The organism is Streptosporangium pseudovulgare (genome assembly GCF_014648055.1).
Classification (GTDB): domain Bacteria; phylum Actinomycetota; class Actinomycetes; order Streptosporangiales; family Streptosporangiaceae; genus Streptosporangium; species Streptosporangium pseudovulgare.
Window position 1 is genome coordinate 1 of the sequence record NZ_BMQJ01000040.1, and the last position, 19,021, is coordinate 19,021.

Genomic DNA, 19,021 nt, shown 5'->3' on the forward strand with positions numbered 1-19,021 from the left:
AACGAGGTGGAGGTCGGCATGATCGGCATCAACGTGCCGATCCCGGTGCCGATGGCCTTCTACAGCTTCGGCGGCTGGAAGGCGTCGCTCTTCGGTGACACCCATGTCCATGGCACCGAGGGCGTGCACTTCTACACCCGGGGCAAGGTCGTCACCTCCCGCTGGCTCGACCCCAGCCACGGCGGCGTCAACCTCGGCTTCCCCACCAACGCCTGAAACCCCACCAACGCCTGAAACCCCGTCCGGGCCGGAGAACCGGCCCGGACGGGATCGCCGAGAACCGGTCAGATGCCCTGGTAGTGCAGGTCGTTCAGGTCGTTGCCGGGGTTGTAGGTGCAGTAGTAGTTACGCCACGAGTACTGGTACTCCAGCGCGAGCTCAGCCGTGCGGCAGCTCTTGCAATTGCTGTAGCTGCGGACGAACGTGCTGCCGGGGCGGGCGGACGTCGGGTAGCCGCAGCTGTTGGACAGGACCGACACGCTCCCCGAGGCGCCGGCCGCCGTCGCGGCGGCCGGGACCGAGGCGGACGCGGGCGCCGCCGTGAGGGTGTGGACGCCGAGCAGGGTCGCGGCGGCCAGCGCGGAGCCGGCCAGCATCCTGCCGAGTCTCTGTCGCATTCTTCCTCCCGATAGGGATTCCACTGGAAATCGACGGTCCTCATCAGCCCGTGGAGGCAAGGCTGCTCCAGCCGAATCCCGCTCACAACGCCTTTCAGCCCTGGCCGAAAAGGGCCGTCCGGCCGCCGCTCAGAGGTGGCGGACCACCCTGGCCGGATTGCCCACGGCGACGACGTCCGCGGGGACGTCCCTGGTGACGACGGCGCCGGCGCCGATGACGCTGTTCGCACCGATCGTCACCCCGGCGAGCACGATGGCGCCGCCGCCGAGCCAGACGTTGTCCCCGATCACGATCGGCCTGGCGGCCTCCAGCTTCGCCCGCCGCGGCTCGGGTTCGACGGGATGGGTGGGGGTGAGCAACTGGACGTTCGGGCCGATCTGCACGTCGTCGCCGATGGTGATGGGGGCCACGTCCAGGGCGGTCAGCCCGTAGTTGGCGAACGTGCCGGAACCGACCGTGATGTGGGAGCCGTAGTCGACGTACAGCGGCGGCCGGATGTGGGCGTCAGGGGCGATCGAGCCGAGCAGCTCCTCAAGGACGGACCGGGCGGCCCCCTGGTCGGAGTGGTAGAGCTCGCCGTACCGGTGGGCGAGAGAGGCGGCGCGTCCGAGGGCGGCCCCCAGCTCGGGATCGTCGGCGATGTACAGGTCTCCGGCCAGCATGCGCTCACGGTTGGTACGGGGATCCCCGGCGAAGAAATCGGTCATGGCGACGACCCTAGGCGGGGCATCGGGAAAACCGCTCGCTCCTCCGCACGGCCCTGAGGCAGCATGGCCGAGGCGGGGTAGGCGTCCGGGGAGGGTGGCGGCGGTGCTCGGATCACGCGAAGGCTCTGAGGACGGTTCATCCGCGCGCAGGTCGGCGGTCCTGCTGGCGCTGCGCCACTACTGCGGTGAGCTGAAGCGCCAGTGGCCGGTCGCGGCGCCCGCGATGACGCTGCCGGCGATGGGCAACATCTGCCTGTTCTACCTGGCGCCGCTGATGGTGGCCGGGCTCGTGGGGCACCTGGCCGGCGGCGGGGACGGCACCCTCGACGCGCTGCTGCCGTACGTCCTCGGCTTCGGCGCGCTGCTGCTGGCGGGCGAGGTGCTGTGGCGGCTGGGGCTGCACTTCCTGAACCGCACCGACGCCCGGGGCATCGAGCGGCTCGGCGTGGTCGGCATGGACGAGCTGATGTCGAAGGACACCGCGTTCTTCCACGACAACTTCGCCGGTTCGCTGACCAAGCGGGTCATCGGGTTCTCCTCCCGGTTCGAGGACTTCTTCGACACGCTCACCTTCTCGGTCATCGCCAAGGTGGTGCCCCTGATCTTCGCCTCGGTGGTCCTGTGGCGGTACCACCCGCTGCTGGTCCTCGTCCTCGTGGGCCTCATCGTCGTCACCGGCCTCCTCGTCGCCCCGCTCATCCGCCGCCGCCAGGCACTGGTCGACGAGCGCGAGGCCGCCAGGGTGCTGGTGTCGGGCCACGTCGCCGACGTGCTGACCAACATGGACACGGTCCGCGCCTTCGCCGCCGAGGAGCGCGAGGCCGCCGAGTACCGGGTCCGGGTCGCCGAGCAGCGCAGGCTGTCCCTGCGTTCCTGGGACTACGGCAACCTCCGGGTGGACACCGTCGTCGCCCCGCTGTCGGTGCTCACCAGCGCCCTGGGGCTGCTCCTCGCCGTGGCGCTCCGGGGCGGTCTCGGCGCGGAGGCCATCGTGGTGACGTTCACCTACTACTCGAACGCGATCAACATCATGTTCGAGTTCAACCAGATATACCGGCGCATGGAGAGCCTGCTCACCGAGGCGGCCCAGTTCACCGAGCTGCTCCTCGTGCAGCCCACCGTGGTCGATCCGGCCGACCCGGAGCCGCTGCGCCCGGCCGACGCGGGCGTCCGCTTCGAGCGGGTGACCTTCGGGTACGGCGACGGCCCGCCCCTGTTCAAGGACCTGGACCTGGACATCCCCAGCGGCGCCAGAATCGGGCTGGTCGGCCAGTCCGGCGGCGGCAAGAGCACCCTCACCCGGCTGCTGCTGCGCCTCATGGACGTGGACGGGGGCCGGATCCTGGTCGGCGGCCAGGACATCGCCCGGATGCGCCAGGCCGACCTGCGCGGCCTCATCGCCTACGTCCCCCAGGAACCCGCCATGTTCCACCGGTCCGTGCGCGACAACATCGCGTTCGCCCGGCCGGGCGCCACCGAGGCCGAGATCCTCCGGGCCGCGGAGGCGGCGCACGTCACGGAGTTCGTCGAGGCCCTGCCGGAGGGGTTCGGCACCCTGGTCGGCGAGCGCGGCGTCAAGCTCTCCGGCGGCCAGCGGCAGCGCGTCGCGCTCGCGCGCGCCATCCTGCGCGACGCCCCGATCCTGCTGCTGGACGAGGCGACCAGCGCCCTGGACTCCGAGAGCGAGCTCCTCGTCCAGGAGGCGCTGTGGAAGCTGATGCAGGACCGCACCGCGCTCGTCGTCGCGCACCGCCTGAGCACCGTCGTCCGCATGGACCGGCTCGTCGTCCTCAACCAGGGACGCGTCGTGGAGCAGGGCACCCACGGCGAGCTGCTCCAGGCCCAGGGGGCCTACGCCCGGCTCTGGCACCACCAGTCCGGGGGCTTCCTGGCCGGCGACGACGCCCCGGACGCGCTCCTCGGGGCGGCGGGCGCCGACTGACACGGCGCCCGGCGCCGGCCGGGGATCACCCGGTCCGGTGCCGGAGCCGGGAAGCTCGTACACCGCGTCCGCGAGCGCGGCCTCCACGGAGCATCGGAGCGGTTCACCGGGGGCCGCCGGCGGCCGTCCCCCCGGAGGCGAGAAGGGCACGGACCCGGCCGGGCGTGTGACCCAGTTCGTCGCGCATGACCCGGGTCAGGTGGGCCTGGTCGCTGAAGCCGAGGCCGGCCGCGAGCGCCGCGAGGTTCGTCTCACCCTGATCCATCCGCGTCAGCGCGCGGCTCACCCGTACCCGGTTGCGGTAACGGCTCAAGGGCATGCCCACGTGGTGGCGGAAGGTGCGGCTCAGGTGGGACGGGGAGGTCTTCAGCCGGCGGGCCAGGGTCACCAGGTCGGCGCAGTCCGGCTCGCCGGAGAGGATCGCCTCCCGAGCGTGGTCCGCCAGGTCCTGCCGTCCCGGCGAAGGCACGTCCTGGGACTGTTCGCGGAGCGCCAGCAGCAGGAGGTCCAGGACGGCCTCGACGGCGGCGAAGTCCGGGTCGGCGCCGGTACGCAGGAGCAGGCGATGGGCCAGTTCGAGCCGCGCGTCCACGTGGACCGCGGGAGAACGGGCGGCGTCGAGCCCGGCCGTCAGCGCGTCACCGATGAATGTGATCGAGGTGCATACGTCACCGCCCGCGGGGTGGGCGAAGCGCATCTCCCACCCCGGGCGGTGCAGGTAGCCGACGGTGGGCTCGACCGTCATCCGCCGACCCTGGGAGTCCAGCCGGAACCGGCCCTGCCGGACCAGCACGATCTGGGCCGCGGGTGACGCCTCCGGCATGGACCAGCCGGCGTGATCGTCCGAGCACCCAACCGAGTTGATCACGAAGTGCGGGCTTTCGATCAGCCTTTTCGCGGTACGCACCGGACAACCCTACGCATCACCACCGCCGGTGCCATCCGCATATTCGTTCAAGACGGGCGGGCACGGACAGGCCGATGCTGGACGCATGATCAATCTCTCTCCTCCGCCGGTGACGGCCGCCCGCCGGAGCCGGATGCTGGCCGTGCTGCTCACCGGGCAGGCCATGGCGTCCATGGACGGGTCGATCGTGTCGGTGGGGGCGGAGACCATCCGTGAGAGTCTGCACGCCGGTGACGCCGAGATTCAGTTGATCGTGTCGGGCTACCTGCTGACCACCGGCGTGCTGCTGGTCACCTGCGCGCGGATCGGCGACGTCGTCGGACACCGGCGGGCGTTCCTGTGGGGGCTCGGCTGGTTCACCGGCGCGTCGCTGCTGTGCGGGCTGGCCCCCGACGCGACCGTGTTGGTACTCGCCCGTATCACTCAGGCCATGGGGGCGGCACTGCTCACGCCCCAGATCTTCGCCCTCGTCCACATGCACTGGGACGGAGCGGCACGCCGTAGGGCGATCGGCGTCTACAGCATGGTACTCGCCCTGGGAGTCGCGCTGGGGCAGGTCGTCGGGGGTCTGATCGCGGGTGCCGACCTGTTCGGCCTCTCCTGGCGACCCATCTTTCTGATCAACGTTCCAATCGGCCTGGTCTTGTCGGCGGTCGGCCCGCGGGTCCTGCCGAACCCCCGCGCGGACCGGCGGGTACGGCTCGACCTGGCCGGAGTGGCGCTGCTGACCGTCGCCATGACGGCGCTCACCGTCCCGCTCATCTTCGGCCGAGACCACGGTTGGCCCGCTTGGGCGTGGATCTCGCTGGCGGGCGGTGTCGCGTTGCTGGTGGTGTTCGTCCGCCATGAGACCAGGGCGCGGCATCCACTGCTGGACCTGGAGGCGCTGCGGCCGGACGGAACCAGGCCGGGGCTGACGGCCTGCTGGATCATCATGGGGTGCTACACCGTCTTCCTGTTCACCTTGACCCTGCACCTGCAGACCGCGCTCGGTCATTCTCCGTTTCAGGCCGGGCTGGCGTTCGTTCCGTACACCCTCGGGTTCGGCGTTCTCAGCCTGAGCTGGAACCGCTACCCGCAGTGGTTGCAGAACGCGCTGCCGGTAGCAGGGCCGGTGATGTTCGCGGCGGGGGCGGCATTGCTGGTGCTCCTCTACCGTGACCGGTGGCATCCGCTCGGCTCCACGTCGTTGCTGCTCCTCGCCGGGGCTGGCCACGCCGCCGGGTACAGTCCGCTGATAGCGCAGATCACCTCTCTGGTGGAGCCGCGACTGGCGTCGGCGATCTCGGCGCTGAACTCCACCGGACCCGTGCTCGCCGGGGTGACCGCCATCGCCGGGCTCGGGAGCGTTTACTTCGCGGCGTCTTCCTCCGCCGAGGGTCTCGTGCGGGTGACCGCGGCCTGCGTCGTCCTCCTCGCGATCGGAACGGCGTGTGCCGTGCGGGTCGCCCTGGCTCGTCGCACCGTCTCCCCCGCGTCCGGCGCCGAAAGGGAGCGGAACCGGTAGTTCGTGTCGCGAATTTGTTACTCTGGGCCAATGAGCAAGAATGCCGACGGCCCGATCGGGACGGTGGCCGCGCTGGTGCGGTCCACGTTCCTGGTGAACGCCGTGTATGTGGATTCCGCCCGTGAGCACGGGATCACCCAGCAGCAGGGTCAGCTGCTGTGCGTGCTGATGGCGCAGCCGTACGGCATGGGCGAGCTGGGTGCGATGCTCGGCCTCGCCAAGTCGAGCCTGACCGGCCTGGTGGACCGCAGCGAACGCAACGGCCTGGTCCGGCGCCAACCCGATCCCGAGGACTCCCGTGCGGTACGGGTGGCCCTGACCGGACGCGGCGCCAAGCTGGCCGAGGAGTTCTACACCGGGACCTGCCGCCGGATCGAGGACCTGACCTCGGGGTTCGCCCCGGCGGAGCGCGACATGCTCGCCGCCCTGCTCGGCCGCGTGGTGACGGACAACAAGGTGCCCGCCGTCTTCATGGAGCCGGACGCCGCACACTGACCGGGAGAGAGGTTGCAGTTCGTCCCACGAACTAATATTGTTCGTGATATGAACTGAGCCTCTCTTTTCTCGTGTCGGAGTGTGAATTTGATCCCGGCCACCGGTTCCGGCTATGCCTACCCCGCCAAGCCCGCCTCCGATTCCATGGACGGGATCCTGGAGGACCTGCGCCGCACCCACAAGGAACCGGCGGGCGCCGAGCGGGTGCTGATCCTCGGCGCCGGACCGGTCGGCCTGGAGCCGGCCGGGGAGATCAAGGAGGTGTGCTTCGCACTACGGAAAGGCAGTACTTTGTCCGCATCTGATGTGGTCTTCGGTTTCGGCGCGCATTCCACCATCGACGACATACCCGAGCTGTTGCGCATGGTCCAGCAGGCGGAACGGGACGGCCTCGACGTCTTCTCGCTGTCGGACCACCCCTACCTCGGCGCGCGGCTGGACGCCTACGCCGCTCTCGGCTTCATCCTCGGGCGTACACGGCACATCGCCGGTTTCGCCAACGTCACCAACCTGCCGACCCGGCCCGCTCCCATGCTGGCCAGGACCGTGACGTCGTTGTCGGCGCTGTCCGGCGGCCGCGTCGTGCTGGGCATGGGCGCGGGCGGACTGTGGGACCGCATCGCCGACATGGGGGTGCCGCGGCAGACGCCCGGCGACGCCGTGGACGCCTTCGAGGAGGCCATCGTCCTGATCAAGAAGCTGTCGGGCGGCGGCCCACCGGTCACCCACCGGGGCCGCCACTACCAGGTGAACCGGATCGAGCCCGCGCCCGTGGCCGCGGTGCCGGTGTGGACGGGGTCGAACGGGCCGAGAAGCCTGGCCGCCACCGGCCGCGTCGCCGACGGCTGGATCCCCGGCCACGCGGCCGACTGGCTCAGCGAGCGCTACCGGACGTCGCGGCCGGTCATCGACGAGGCGGCGGCGTCCGCCGGCCGCGACCCGGGCGAGATCCGGACGGTCTTCAACTTCCCCGGGCGCGTCACCGACCGGCCGCTGTCCGCCACCCGCGACCACGACGGCCGCTGGATCGGCGGCTCCGTCGGCCAATGGGTCGAGGAACTGACCGGTGCCGTGCTGGAGCACGGTGCGTCGGGCTTCGTGCTCTTCTCCGCCGACCACGGCGTCTCCGACCTCACCACATTGGCCCGCTGGGCCCAGGAGATCGTCCCGTCCGTCCGCGAGGCGATCGCGAAATAGCGATGCTCCCCGTTTCCATGCGACCCGCGGGCCGTCCGGGGACGCTCCCGTTCCCCGGACGGACCTGGGCGGAGAACCTCAGGGCGACGTGCGCCTCCCGAGGAGCGGGAGCACGAGAACGGCGAGTACGCCGCCGATCCACAGCACGCTCACCGTCGAGACGGTGTCGACCGCGAGGCCGCCGACGAGGGCGCCCAGGGCGATGGACAGGTTGAACGCGGACACGTACAGGGAGGACGCGGCCTCGGGGGCCGCCGGCGCGGCGTTCAGGATCCAGGTCTGGAAGGCGACCGGGACGGCGCCGTAGCCCAGGCCCCAGACGGTGAGGGTCACCGCCGCAGGGAGGACGCCGGGGCCGGTCACGGCGAGAGCGATCATGGCCACGGCGAGGAACACGGAGATGCCGCGCATGACCTGCCGGAGACGCGTGGTGACCAACGCGCCGACGATGAAGTTGCCGCAGATGCCGGCGACGCCGAAGACCAGCAGCAACACACTGATCATGCCGTCGGTCACGCCGTCCTCCTGGAGGAGGGGCCGGACGAACGTGTAGGCGGTGAAGTGCCCGGTGATGACCAGGAAGGTCATGGCGATCCCGACGCGCAGCGCGGAGTGCGCCCGGAACACCCGCGGCAGGTCTCCGAACGTCATCACCCGCTCCGGCTCCAGTTTCGGCATCACGACGACCATGCAGGCCAGCGAGATCAGGCCGAGGAGGCCCACCGCCGCGAACGCGACGCGCCAGCCGCTGAGGTCCCCGAGCAGGGTGCCCGCGGGCACGCCCAGCACGGAAGCGGTCTCGACGCCGCCGAAGATGACGGCGGTGGCGCGCGCGACCTGGTGCTTCGGCACCAGGCGCAGGGCGATGCCGCCGGCCAGCGACCAGAAGCCGCCGACGCCGGCGCCGATCAGGAATCGGGCGAGGAGGACGACGGCGAAGCTCGTGGCGAACGCGGAGGCGAGGTTGGCCGCGCCCACCGTCCCGATCAGCAGGGCCAGCACCAGCCGGCGGTCGATTCTGCCGGTGGCCACGGTGACCAGCGGCGCCGCGACGGCGGCGACCAGTCCGGGGGCGGTGACCATGAGGGCGGCGGTGCCCTCGGAGACGTCCAACGCGGCGCCGATCGGGGTGAGCAGCCCCACGGGCAGCAGTTCGGAGGTCATCAGGGCGAAGATCCCCAGCGTCACGGCGAGGACCGCGAGCCAGCCCCGGAACGGTGATCGGCTCGTGTCCTGCGGCGCGTCCGGTGCCGGGACGTCGACGGATGTCACGGTGTCGGCCTTTCTGAGAGGTCATGCGAAGGGCGGTGGCCGCGGAGGCGCGGCCACCGCCCGGAGCCGGGGAGAACGAGGACCGGGGAGAACGAGGACCGGGATCCCGTTACTCGGTTCCAGGGGTCTTGCGCGTGGTCACGTTCATGCGGTTCCAGGTGTTGACCGTGAAGATCAGCGCGATGAGCTGGGCGAGTTCCCTGTCGTCGAAGTGCCGTGCGGCCTCGTCGTACACCGTGTCGGAGACCCCCTGGGGAAGCAGGGTCATCGCCTCGGTCAGCGCCAGGGCGGCGCGCTCCTCGGCGGTGTAGAGGCTGGACTCGTGCCAGGCGCTCAGCTGGTGGACGCGCGCCTCGCTCTCACCCGCCCGGCGGGCGTCGCCGGTGTGGTAGTCGATGCAGTACGCGCACCGGTTGATCTGGGAGGCGCGGATCTGCACCAGTTCGAGCAGGGTCGGGTCCAGCCCTTCGCGGGCCGCGGCGTCCAGGGCCAGCACGGCCTTGAAGACCTTGGGGGCGACGGCCGGGAAGTTCATGCGCGGGGAAATGGCGACATTCGTCATGTCAATGAACCTAAGGCGGCAGGTGACCCGGAGTATGGTGCATTTCCGTGGACGATTCGTGGGCCAATTTCCGACATGTCGCCTGTACGGCCCGGCGTGAGGGTGGGCGATGAGCTCCGGTCCGGAAAACGGCAGTGACCTGCACCTGGAGCTCACCGGTGAGGGCGGCGCGCGCGTACGGCTGATGCGGGCCCTGCGCGAGGCGATCGGATCGGGACGGCTGGCACCCGGCACCCGGCTTCCGCCCTACCGCGCTCTCGCCTCCGACCTGGGCATCGCCCGCAACACCGTCGCCGCCGCGTACGCGGAACTCGCCGAGGAAGGCTGGCTCACCGCCCGTCAGGGTTCGGGCACCCACGTCGCGCACCGCGCCGCGCCTCTGGAATCCGGCCACCGGCGCTTCCCCGCGCGCCCGATCCGCCACAGGGTCACGTACGACCTGATGCCCAGTTCCCCCGACGCCGCCGCCTTCCCGCGTCCGTCCTGGGCCGCCTCGGCCAGGCGCGCGCTGACCGCCGCGCCCAGCGAGGCCTTCGGCGTCGGGGATCCCCGCGGCCGGCCGGAGCTGCGCGGGGCGCTGGCGGAGTACCTGGCGCGCACCAGAGGCGTGCGCACCGAAGCGGACCGCATCGTGATCTGCTCGGGCTTCGCGCACGGGCTGCGCCTGGTGTGCCAGGTGCTGCGCGGTCCCGTCGCGGTCGAGTCGTACGGACTCGGCTTCCACCGCTCCATCCTCACCGACGCGGGCCTGACGACCATGCCGCTCACCGTGGACGCCCACGGGGCGCGGGTCGAGGAGCTCCCGGCCACCGGCGCGCGGGCCGTCCTGCTGACGCCCGCGCACCAGTACCCCACCGGAGGCGCGCTGCACCCGCGGCGCCGGGCCGCGGTCATCGACTGGGCCCGCGCCACGGGCGGCCTGCTGCTCGAAGATGACTACGACGGGGAGTTCCGTTATGACCGCGAACCGGTCGGCGCCGTCCAGGGACTCGATCCCGACAGCGTCATCTACTTCGGGTCGACGAGCAAGAGCCTGTCGCCCGCGCTCCGGCTCGGCTGGATGGTGCTGCCCGGCCGGCTGGTGGACGACATCGTCGCGGCCAAGGGTTCGCGCGAACTGTGGTCGGGTGTGACGGACCAGCTCACGCTCGCCGACTTCATCGCCGGCGGAGCCTACGACCGCCAGCTGCGCCGGATGCGCGGGATCTACCGGCGCCGCCGCGACCTGCTCACGACCGTGCTCGCCGAACGCGCCCCGCACATCACGATCAGCGGTATCGCCGCTGGCCTGCACGCCGTTCTCGAGCTTCCCCCGGGCACCGAGCAGGCCGCCCTCCGCGCCGCACGCCGCCTCGGTCTCGCCCTGGACGGCCTGAGCCCCTATCTGCACCCCGACAGCACGATGCCGCCGCGCGACGGCCTGGTCATCGGATACGGCACACCGCCCGAGCACGCGTTCACGGCCGCGCTGGACGCCCTCTGCCTCGCCCTGCCCGACCCGCGGTAGAGGCGAGAACTCATCCACGCGGGCCGCGGCGCACCTCGCGGGCCCGCCGCACGGTCTCGGGCGGGGCGGACCCGTCACCGGGCGGCCGCGGCGACGGTTGTGAGAAGAGGCTCCGCGGGAACGGGGCGGTGCGGGGCCTTCTACAGTGGGTTTTCGTGCTTTACGGCAGATCTGCGGAAATCAGCGCACTCGACGAGGTGATCGCGCGGGCCCGCGACGGTTCCGGCGGCGCGGTGGTGCTGCGGGGTGAGGCGGGTGCGGGCAAGACCGCCCTGCTCGACGCGGCGGCCACGCGCGGCGGCGCGATGCGGGTGCTGCGGACCACCGGTGTCGAGTCCGAGTCCGACCTCGCGTTCGCGGCGCTGCACCAGCTGCTGTGGCCGGTGGCCGGCTCACTCGACGCGCTGCCCGAGCCGCAGCGCGATGCCGTGCGCGCGGCCCTGGGGCTCGCCGCGGGCGGTGCCGGCGACCGGTTCCTGGTGGGGGCCGGTGTGCTCTCGCTGCTGGCCGAGGCGGCCGTGCCGGACGGGCTGGTCTGCGTGGTCGACGACTTCCAGTGGGTCGACCGGGCCTCGGCCGACGCGCTGCTGTTCGCCGCCAGGCGGCTGGGGACGGAACGGATCGCGATGTTGTTCGCCGTCCGCGGGGAGGCCCCGGTCAAGGGCGTGCCGCTGACGGTGGACGTGCGCGGCCTGGCCGAGTCCGCCGCGGCCGAGCTGCTGGAGTCCCGCCACGGTACGCTGCCCGCCCAGGTGAAACGGGAGCTCGTCGCGCTGACCGGCGCGAATCCACTCGCCCTGGGCGAGATCGCCGCCCGCCTGACGCCCGCGCAGCTCGCCGGGCGCGAACCACTGCCCGATCCGCTGCCCGGTGGCGCCCGGCTCTTCGGCGAGCGGGTGGCCGGGTTGTCCGATCCCGCCCGGCTGGCCGCCCTGGTCGCCGCGGTCGAGTCCGACCTTTCCCTGGTCCTGCGCGCCACCGGACGGCTGTCCGCCGGGCGGCCGGCGCCGCCCGGCACGGATACGGGAACCGGGCGGGCGGCGCTGGCCGAGCTGGAGGAGAGCGGACTGGCGGAGGTGTCGGGCACGAGTGTGCGTTTCCGCCATCCGCTCATCCGATCCGCGCTCCACGAGGCGGCCGCCCCCGCCGACGTCCGCCGCGTGCGCGCCGTCCTGGCGGAGCTGACCGAGGGCGACCGCCGCGCCTGGCACCTGGCCGGAGCCGTCCTGGGCCAGGACGAGCAGGTCGCCGCCGCGCTGGTCGCCACCGCGGAGCGGGCACGCGACCGCGGCGGGTACGGCGCCGCCGCCACCGCCCTGGCCAGGGCCGCCGAGCTGACTCCCGAGCCGCGCGCCCGCGCCGTCCGCCTGAAGGACGCCGCCGGCGCGGCCTGGCTCGGCGGCCGTCCGGGGCAGGCGCAGTCGCTGCTGGCCGAGGCGCGCGAACGGGCCGGTGAGGACGCCGCCCTCGCCATGGAGATCGCCCAGCTCCGGGGCCGGTTCGAGTTGAACTCGGGCGACGCCGCCGAGGCCGTACGGATCCTGGCGGCGGGCGACGGCCTGGACATGCTGGCCGATGCCGTGGAGGCGGCCTCGTACGTCGGCGACACGGCGGCCATCGTCGAGCTCGGCCGGCGGGCGGCGGCGTACCCCGAGGGGTTCCTGCGGGACACGGTGGCCGGGATCGGCCTGACGATGGACGGCGACGCCGCGGGGCCGGGCCTGCTGCGCCGGGCGCTGGCGCGGGCCGACGAGCTGGAGGACGCGACGGGATGCCTGTGGGCGACGGCCGCGGCCAGCGCTCTGGGCGAGCCGGACCTGGCCGCCGAGATGGCCGGGCGGGCCGGGAGGGTGGCCAGGGTGTCGGGGATGGCCGGGCAGCTCCCCGTGGTGCTGGAGTTCGTGGCGACCGCCGAGCGCATCGCCGGGCGGCTGGCACGCAGCCAGGCCGTCTCCGAGGAGGGCCTGGCGCTGGCCCGGGAGGCCGGGTACGAGAACACGGTGGCCGCGCACCTGGCCAACCTGGCGGTGCTGGCGGCGCTGCGCGGCGAGGAGGAGCCGTGCGAGCGGCAGGCCCGCGAGGCGCTGGCCATCGCGATCCCGCACCGGGTGGGACTGCGCGCGGGAGTGGCCGCGTACGCGCTGGCGATGCTCGACCTGTGCCTGGGCCGCCACGCGGCGGCGCGCGACCGTTTCACGGCCATCGCCGCGGCGGGGCCGGGCGCCGGGCATCCGACCGTGGTGTGGCGGTCCGCGCCGGACCACGTCGAGGCCGCTCTGGGCGCGGGTGACGAGGCGGGCGCGAGGGCGGCGCTGGCCGCGTACGAGCGGTGGTCGGCGCACGCCGCGACGCCCGAGTCCCGCGCTCTGCTGGCCCGCTGCCGGGGCCTGGTCGACGCCTCCGAGGACGCCTTCGGCGAGGCGCTGCGGCTGCACACCAACCCGTTCGAGGCGGCCAGGACGGCCCTGCTGCTGGGTGAGCGCCTGCGCCGCGCGCAGCGGCCGGGCGAGGCGCGGGCGCATCTGCGGGCGGCGTGGGAGACGTTCGAGCGGGCGGGCGCCCGGCCGTGGGCGCGGCGCGCGCAGGACGAGCTGCGGGCGGCGGGTGAGAGCGGGCAGGCTCCGCCCGCGACCGCGCTCGACGCGCTGACCCCGCAGGAGCTGCGCATCGCGGGCCTGGTCGCCGACGGGTTGTCGAGCAAGCAGATCGCCGCCAAGCTCTTCCTGAGCCCGCGCACGGTCGAGTACCACCTGTACAAGATCTATCCGAAGCTGGGCATCGGCTCACGTACGGACCTGGCGCGACTGGTAGTTCTACAGATGGCGCCCGTAGCCGGGGACGGCATGCTGTGAGACATGCAAAACGTGACCATCTGGAGTGAAGAGTTCGGCGCCGAGAACGACGAGCCGATCCTGCTGATCATGGGTTCGATGTCGCAGGGCGTCCTGTGGCCGGACGAGTTCGTCGGCCGCCTGACCGCCGGAGGCCGCCGGGTGATCCGGTACGACCACCGCGACACCGGCATGTCCGGAACCGTCGACTTCGAGGCGGAGCCGTACACGTGGGACGACATCAAGGACGACATCTACCGTGTGATGGACGCCCACGGCCTGGAGAGCGCGCACCTGGTCGGCCACTCGGCGGGCGGGCTGCTCGGCCAGCTCGTCGCCGTGGATCGGCCGGAGCGGGTGCGCTCGCTGACCGTCATCGCCTCCTCGCCGCTCGGCGGCGGCGAGGGTGAGGTGCTCGTGCGGGCCCTGACGGGGCAGCCGCAGTCCGAGGACGCCCTGCCGGAGCCCACGCCGGAGTTCGTGGCCTTCTACCGCGCGCTGATGACCGCCCCGCCGCCGCAGGACCGGCGCGCGGTGATCGACGGAATGATCGCCGAGCAGCGCGTGCTGCACGGCACCGGCCTGCCGTTCGACGAGGACGCGGCCCGCCGGCTGCAGGAGCGGATCCACGAGCGGGCCCGCGACCTGTCGGCGACGGCCAACCACCGGCTGGCCGCCATGGCCAAGCCCGACTTCGAGCCGGTGGGCGTGCTGCACCAGGTGAAGGCGCCCACCCTGGTCATCGAGGGCAGCCACGAGCCGGTCAAGCCGGGTCACGGCGCGGTCATCGCCGAGCGGATCCCGGGGGCGCGGCTCATGATCGTGGAGGGCATGGGGCACACGCTGCCGCCGGAGGCGCACGAGGAGCTGGCCGCCGCCATCCTCGCGCACACGGCAGGGTGACGATCACCCGGCGGGCGGAACACGATCCGCGAGGAGCCTCGCCGGTACGGCACGCCCGCGCCTCCGGGCCGGTGAGCGGGCTATACGGCCGCGCCGCCGCTGCGCGCCGTCGCCGGTGAGGGCTCCCGCAGGTGGGCGGGTTCGCTGATGAACCGGGTGCCGACCGCCGAGAGCAGGCACAGCAGGGCGGACACCGCCACGATGGGCCAGATCTGTCCACCGGACCAGCCGTCGAGCCAGGCGGCCACGAAGGGGATGCAGCCGCCGACGACGGCGCCGGCGATCTCCCGGGTGAAGGTGACGCCGGTGTAGCGGTACCGGACGTCGAACAGCTCCGACATCATCGTGGCCTGCGAGGCGAGCGTCAGGTCGTTGCAGAGCGTGAAGATCATCACGAAGGCGGCCCAGATCACGACGGGCGTGCCGGTGTCGAGCATGAAGAAGAAGGGGTAGAACAGCACCGCCGCCGCGACCGATCCGGCGACCATCACCGGGCGCCGCCCGAACCGGTCGCACAGCCAGCCCGCGGTCGGCACGGTGACGATCTTGACGAGGTTGGCGATCACCACACCGGTCAGGCCGATCCACGCCTCGGCGTGCACGTGCGTGGTCAGGTAGGTCAGGGCGTAGACGGACGGCAGGTAGCTGATCACGTTCGGCGCGACGCTGATGAGCATGCCAGGAATGATCTTGTGGCGGGAGGAGGCGAACAGCGCCCGCAGCGGTGCCCGCACGCTGTCGCCGCTGTCCCGCGCCTCGCGGAACTCGGGGGTGTCGGAGACCTTCAGCCGCACGATCACGCCGCCCACGCCGACCAGGATGCTGAGCAGGAACGGGATGCGCCAGCCGTAGTCGATGAACGCCTCGTGCGGCATGACCGAGGAGACGAGGAAGAAGACGCCCGTCGCGACCAGCGAGCCGATCGCGTTGCCGAGGGTCGGCACACTGGCGTTCAGCCCGCGCGCCCGGGTCTCGGCGTGCTCGGCGGACATCAGCATGGCCCCCGCGTACTCGCCGCCCGCGCCGAGTCCCTGCACCACGCGCAGCGCCACGAGCATGATCGGCGCGGCCGGGCCGACGGCGGCGTAGGAGGGCAGCAGGCCGATCAGCGTGGAGGCCGCCGCCATCAGGAGCAGGGTGACGAACAGCATCGTGCGGCGGCCGACGCGGTCGCCGAGGATGCCGATGATGACACCGCCGACGGGCCGGGCGAAGAACCCGACGGCGAAGGTGCCGAGCGATGACAGGGTCGCCGCCACCGGGTCGCCGGCGGGGAAGAACACGAGTGGCAGCACCAGCGCGGCGGCGGTGCCGTACAGCGAGAAGTCGTACCACTCGAGCGCGGTGCCGACGGTGGAAGCGATCGTGGCCCGGCTGAGCCGCAGTGTCATCGTTGACTCCCTCATCACAGCTTGTCGATTGCGCCTCTGCATTCGAACCATTAACGTTAATGTGGCCGCAACATTACGAGTGGCCTGCTTCGCAGGTCAAGAGTTTCGGCCATTGAGCTGTTCACATGAACGTTAATGAGAGAGGACCGCACATGGGACCCACAGCGCCGGTCATCGACGCCGGCCTGTCGAAGTACGATCCGCTCGGCCGGATCCTGTGCTTCGACCGGTTCGACTCCACCACCCACGGCTGGACCGAGCTGATCGGCAACTACAACGGCCGGGGTGACCTCGGCACGGTCGACGAGCACATGCGCGACTTCCGGCCGCCGCAGCTCTCCTCCTGCTCCTTCTTCGACGTCGGCACGCACGGCACGCTCAGCGGGAACTACGCGCTGAAGCTCGCCACCCGCGCCCACCGGGGGCACACGGCCACCGGCATCCGCCGGCTCACCATGGCCGGCCGGGGCCTGGTGCGCATCGAGGCGTACTTCGCGTTCAAGGCCGAGGCGACCGTCGGCCGCGAACTGCCCGCCAGCGTCGCCTGGGACGGCAACCGGCACCCGTCGGAGGCGCAGTTCGGCGCGTTCACCGTGGCCACCGACATCTGCGCGGACAACGGCGTGCGCTACCACAACGTGATCCGCTACCAGAACACGAACCTCGCCGGCGAGATGACCCAGCAGTGGATGTACCCGGTGGTGCCCGAGCCGACGCCGCGCGACCACCAGGAGGGCAAGTTCGCCCTGCCGTACGCGGCCGACTTCACCGCGCCCGACCCGGACGACTGGCGGTACTTCGACGAGCCGCTGGAACTGTGCGTCAACGAGGTGCCCACCAAGATCAACTGGCACTACCTGCGCTGGGACATCGACACCCGCACGCGGTCGAACGTGGAGCTCCGGCTCAACGACCGGGTCATGGACATGAGGGACGTCCCGGTGCCGGTCTACCCTGACCGCTACAGCACCCTGGACAACCTGCTCAACTTCTACTTCTCCGTCCGCACTCACGCCGACATCCGCAACTTCCTCTTCCTCGACTCCGTGCTCATCTCGGTGGATTGGTGATGACGATGCGATCGACCATGACCGCGGTGCTGGAGCGCGCCGCGCTGGTGAACGACGAACTCGCCACCGAGCCGTACGAGCTCCCGTGGGCCCAGGAGGCGCGCTTCTTCGTCCAGGCGCACGAGCTGGCCGGGACGCTGGAGCTGACCACGGAGATCTCGCCGGACGGCCTGACCTGGTGCCCGGCCGACGTGCCGCAGGTCCGCGTCGAGACGCCCGGGATGACGAGCTGGCTGGTCACCGGCTTCGGTCAGTGGCTGAGGGTACGCTGCCGGGTTTCCGGCGACGAGGCTCCGGCTGCCAGACTTCGAATCTACTTGGTCGGCAAGAGCTGAGCCGGAGGATGACGGGATGGCACGTTCGCAACGGGTGACGCTACGCGATGTGGCCGACCGGCTGGGCCTGTCGGCGAACACCGTGTCCCGGGCGCTGACCGGCAAGGACCAGGTCAGCGAGAGCACCAGGGCCCTGATCGTCGCCGAGGCCAAGCGGCTCGGGTACGTCCCGAACAGCCACGCCCGTTCGCTGGTGTCCGGCCGGACCATGGTCATCGGCCTGGTCATCACCAACCCGTCGAACACGTTCTACGCCGCGCTGATCTCCGCGGTCGAACGGCAGTGCCGCGCGGCCGGCTACTCCGTGCTGCTCCTCGTGACCGAGGACTCCGACGAGAACGAGGAGCGCGCGGTCCAGCAGCTCCTGCGGTTCGGTGTGGACGGCGTGCTGGGCGTCGCCACCCAGTCCAGGAGCGACGTGTGGGACGGGCTGATCGAGGCGAACATCCCGGTGGTGCAGATCAGCCGCGACATCCCCGGCCGCGGGCTGGACTTCGTCGGCATCGACGTGGAGTCGGCCATCGCCGACGCGGTGGTCCGGGTGGCCCGTCCCGGCGTCCGGCGGATCTGGCTGCTGGAGGAGGACCTCCGCGTCAGCACGGTCGCCGCCAGGATCGCGGGTTTCCGGCGCGCGCTCGACGAGCTGGGCATCGCCCACGAGCACTCACTCGTGCTGAAGGTGCCCACCCGCCGTACGAGCGGCGCCAGCCTGCCCTGGCGCCCCGACGACGCGTACGCCCTGGCCGCCAACCTGATCACCCCGGACAACCACCCGGACCTGATGATCACCGCGAACGACTACTTCGCGCTGGGCGTCTACCGGGCCGTCCGGGAGTGCGGCCTGGCCGTACCCGATGACGTGCGCGTGCTCGGGTACGGTGACCACCCGTTCGCCGCGTACCTCCAGCCGGCCCTGACCACGATCCGGCTGCCGGCCGACGAGGCGGGCACGGCCGCGGTGGACCTGCTGCTGCGCCGGATCGCCGAGCCGGACCGCCCCCGGACCAGCACCCGGCTCCCCGCCGAGCTGATCGAACGCCGGTCGACGGGGTGAGCGGCCGTACCGGACCGCGTGGCTCCGTTCGCCGCCGGCGCGGAGATCCACGATCGCCCGCTCGATCAGCCTGTCCTGACCACGGAGAGCACGGGGGCCGGCCTCCCGGCTGACGGGAGACGCGTCTGCTCGGCAGGCCGGTCACTCCTCTCGCCCGGAGCCGGTAGGCGTGGAGTCGTCCTGAGGGGCGGCGCTGCGGAGCTCTTCGACTAGCGGCCACAGCGGGCTGTCCTGCCGGCCGAAGGTGTCGACATCGACTCGCTGGTCTTTGTCGATGATCCTCGCATTGGACGCGCCGTCCTCCTCGATCGGCGTGGGGACCGATCGACTCGTCTTCTCCGGGGCATCGCGGGGTGCCAGACGGACTCCGACCACGAGAACCAAAGTGATGCCCAAGACGGCCATCAGCCGGTGACGCCATGCCAGACCGGTCCTGGACCGTAGTGAGCCTTCCACGATCGCCTTTCTACCCCGATGCGCATGGGAAGTCCGGAGTTTCACGAACCAGGCCGCGAAAGCAGTGGGAGTCCGGTGTCTCGTCGCCGGTCTGGAAGATCGAGCAGGGACTGATCGACCACCGCCCATGCCCGGAGACACGTCAGAGCGGGCGGTCAGCTCTCGACGGTCATGCGCTGGGTGCCGATGACCCTCGGCGACTGCAGGGACCGGTAGGCGGGGGATTCGGGGTCGGCGGTGAAGATGACCACCTGTTGCTCCTGGTCG

Annotated in this window: 17 protein-coding genes; 11 read left to right on the forward strand and 6 right to left on the reverse strand. The window is 71.7% G+C overall.

Annotated elements, in window-relative coordinates; genetic code table 11:
- A partial coding sequence (locus IEZ10_RS37715; protein WP_189251294.1) for an aldehyde dehydrogenase family protein occupies nucleotides 1–216 on the forward strand: 216 nt, incomplete at its 5' end.
- Between the two features lie 68 nt (nucleotides 217–284).
- On the opposite strand, the gene IEZ10_RS37720 is transcribed toward IEZ10_RS37715, so the two are convergent.
- Nucleotides 285–617: a hypothetical protein gene (locus tag IEZ10_RS37720; protein ID WP_189251295.1), complete on the reverse strand. Its 333-nt coding sequence runs from the start codon at nucleotides 615–617 to the stop codon at nucleotides 285–287.
- Between the two features lie 129 nt (nucleotides 618–746).
- Nucleotides 747–1,325 (reverse strand): sugar O-acetyltransferase, encoded by a 579-nt coding sequence (locus tag IEZ10_RS37725; protein WP_189251296.1) that lies wholly within the window; start codon nucleotides 1,323–1,325, stop codon nucleotides 747–749.
- A gap of 103 nt (nucleotides 1,326–1,428) precedes the next feature.
- On the opposite strand from IEZ10_RS37725, the gene IEZ10_RS37730 reads away from it, so the two are divergent.
- Entirely contained in the window at nucleotides 1,429–3,267 is a 1,839-nt protein-coding gene (locus IEZ10_RS37730) for an ABC transporter ATP-binding protein (RefSeq protein WP_268246432.1), read from the forward strand.
- Between the two features lie 103 nt (nucleotides 3,268–3,370).
- Here IEZ10_RS37730 and IEZ10_RS37735 read toward each other — a convergent pair whose 3' ends face one another.
- Nucleotides 3,371–4,174: a helix-turn-helix domain-containing protein gene (locus tag IEZ10_RS37735; protein ID WP_229812062.1), complete on the reverse strand. Its 804-nt coding sequence runs from the start codon at nucleotides 4,172–4,174 to the stop codon at nucleotides 3,371–3,373.
- Nucleotides 4,175–4,259: 85 nt separating this feature from the next.
- On the opposite strand from IEZ10_RS37735, the gene IEZ10_RS37740 reads away from it, so the two are divergent.
- The 3 genes from IEZ10_RS37740 to IEZ10_RS37750 all read left to right on the forward strand — a co-directional run bounded on the left by IEZ10_RS37740 (nucleotide 4,260) and on the right by IEZ10_RS37750 (nucleotide 7,373).
- On the forward strand, nucleotides 4,260–5,681 hold the full coding sequence (locus IEZ10_RS37740; protein WP_229812063.1) for an MFS transporter: 1,422 nt from the start codon (nucleotides 4,260–4,262) through the stop codon (nucleotides 5,679–5,681).
- A 30-nt stretch (nucleotides 5,682–5,711) separates the two neighbouring features.
- Nucleotides 5,712–6,176: a MarR family winged helix-turn-helix transcriptional regulator gene (locus IEZ10_RS37745; protein ID WP_189251298.1), complete on the forward strand. Its 465-nt coding sequence runs from the start codon at nucleotides 5,712–5,714 to the stop codon at nucleotides 6,174–6,176.
- Between the two features lie 81 nt (nucleotides 6,177–6,257).
- Complete coding sequence (locus IEZ10_RS37750) at nucleotides 6,258–7,373, forward strand: LLM class flavin-dependent oxidoreductase (protein ID WP_229812064.1); 1,116 nt, start codon at nucleotides 6,258–6,260, stop codon at nucleotides 7,371–7,373.
- A 78-nt stretch (nucleotides 7,374–7,451) separates the two neighbouring features.
- Here IEZ10_RS37750 and IEZ10_RS37755 read toward each other — a convergent pair whose 3' ends face one another.
- Together IEZ10_RS37755 and IEZ10_RS37760 are read right to left on the reverse strand one after the other, a co-directional pair.
- Nucleotides 7,452–8,645 carry an MFS transporter gene (locus IEZ10_RS37755; protein WP_229812065.1) on the reverse strand — a complete coding sequence of 398 codons (1,194 nt, stop codon included), beginning with the start codon at nucleotides 8,643–8,645 and terminating at the stop codon, nucleotides 7,452–7,454.
- A 109-nt stretch (nucleotides 8,646–8,754) separates the two neighbouring features.
- Nucleotides 8,755–9,207: a carboxymuconolactone decarboxylase family protein gene (locus IEZ10_RS37760; protein WP_229812066.1), complete on the reverse strand. Its 453-nt coding sequence runs from the start codon at nucleotides 9,205–9,207 to the stop codon at nucleotides 8,755–8,757.
- A 109-nt stretch (nucleotides 9,208–9,316) separates the two neighbouring features.
- Between IEZ10_RS37760 and pdxR the strand changes: the two genes are divergently transcribed.
- From pdxR to IEZ10_RS37775, 3 genes are all read left to right on the forward strand, one after another.
- Nucleotides 9,317–10,714, forward strand: a complete 1,398-nt coding sequence (pdxR, locus tag IEZ10_RS37765) for a MocR-like pyridoxine biosynthesis transcription factor PdxR (protein ID WP_189251299.1) — start codon at nucleotides 9,317–9,319, stop codon at nucleotides 10,712–10,714.
- Between the two features lie 155 nt (nucleotides 10,715–10,869).
- Nucleotides 10,870–13,566 (forward strand): helix-turn-helix transcriptional regulator, encoded by a 2,697-nt coding sequence (locus tag IEZ10_RS40365; protein WP_189251300.1) that lies wholly within the window; start codon nucleotides 10,870–10,872, stop codon nucleotides 13,564–13,566.
- 3 nt (nucleotides 13,567–13,569) lie between these two features.
- Complete coding sequence (locus tag IEZ10_RS37775) at nucleotides 13,570–14,448, forward strand: alpha/beta hydrolase (RefSeq protein WP_189251301.1); 879 nt, start codon at nucleotides 13,570–13,572, stop codon at nucleotides 14,446–14,448.
- An 80-nt stretch (nucleotides 14,449–14,528) separates the two neighbouring features.
- On the opposite strand, the gene IEZ10_RS37780 is transcribed toward IEZ10_RS37775, so the two are convergent.
- Nucleotides 14,529–15,839: an MFS transporter gene (locus tag IEZ10_RS37780; protein WP_189251302.1), complete on the reverse strand. Its 1,311-nt coding sequence runs from the start codon at nucleotides 15,837–15,839 to the stop codon at nucleotides 14,529–14,531.
- Nucleotides 15,840–15,991: 152 nt separating this feature from the next.
- Here IEZ10_RS37780 and IEZ10_RS37785 point away from each other — a divergent pair, with 152 nt between their 5' ends.
- From IEZ10_RS37785 to IEZ10_RS37795, 3 genes are read left to right on the forward strand one after another with little or no spacing between them, the layout of a single operon-like run.
- Nucleotides 15,992–16,909, forward strand: a complete 918-nt coding sequence (locus tag IEZ10_RS37785; protein WP_189251303.1) for a DUF6772 family protein — start codon at nucleotides 15,992–15,994, stop codon at nucleotides 16,907–16,909.
- Nucleotides 16,909–17,244: a hypothetical protein gene (locus IEZ10_RS37790; RefSeq protein WP_229812067.1), complete on the forward strand. Its 336-nt coding sequence runs from the start codon at nucleotides 16,909–16,911 to the stop codon at nucleotides 17,242–17,244. Before IEZ10_RS37785 ends, IEZ10_RS37790 begins: the two co-directional genes overlap by 1 nt.
- A gap of 16 nt (nucleotides 17,245–17,260) precedes the next feature.
- Complete coding sequence (locus IEZ10_RS37795; protein ID WP_189251304.1) at nucleotides 17,261–18,298, forward strand: LacI family DNA-binding transcriptional regulator; 1,038 nt, start codon at nucleotides 17,261–17,263, stop codon at nucleotides 18,296–18,298.
- Nucleotides 18,299–19,021 lie beyond the last annotated feature (723 nt).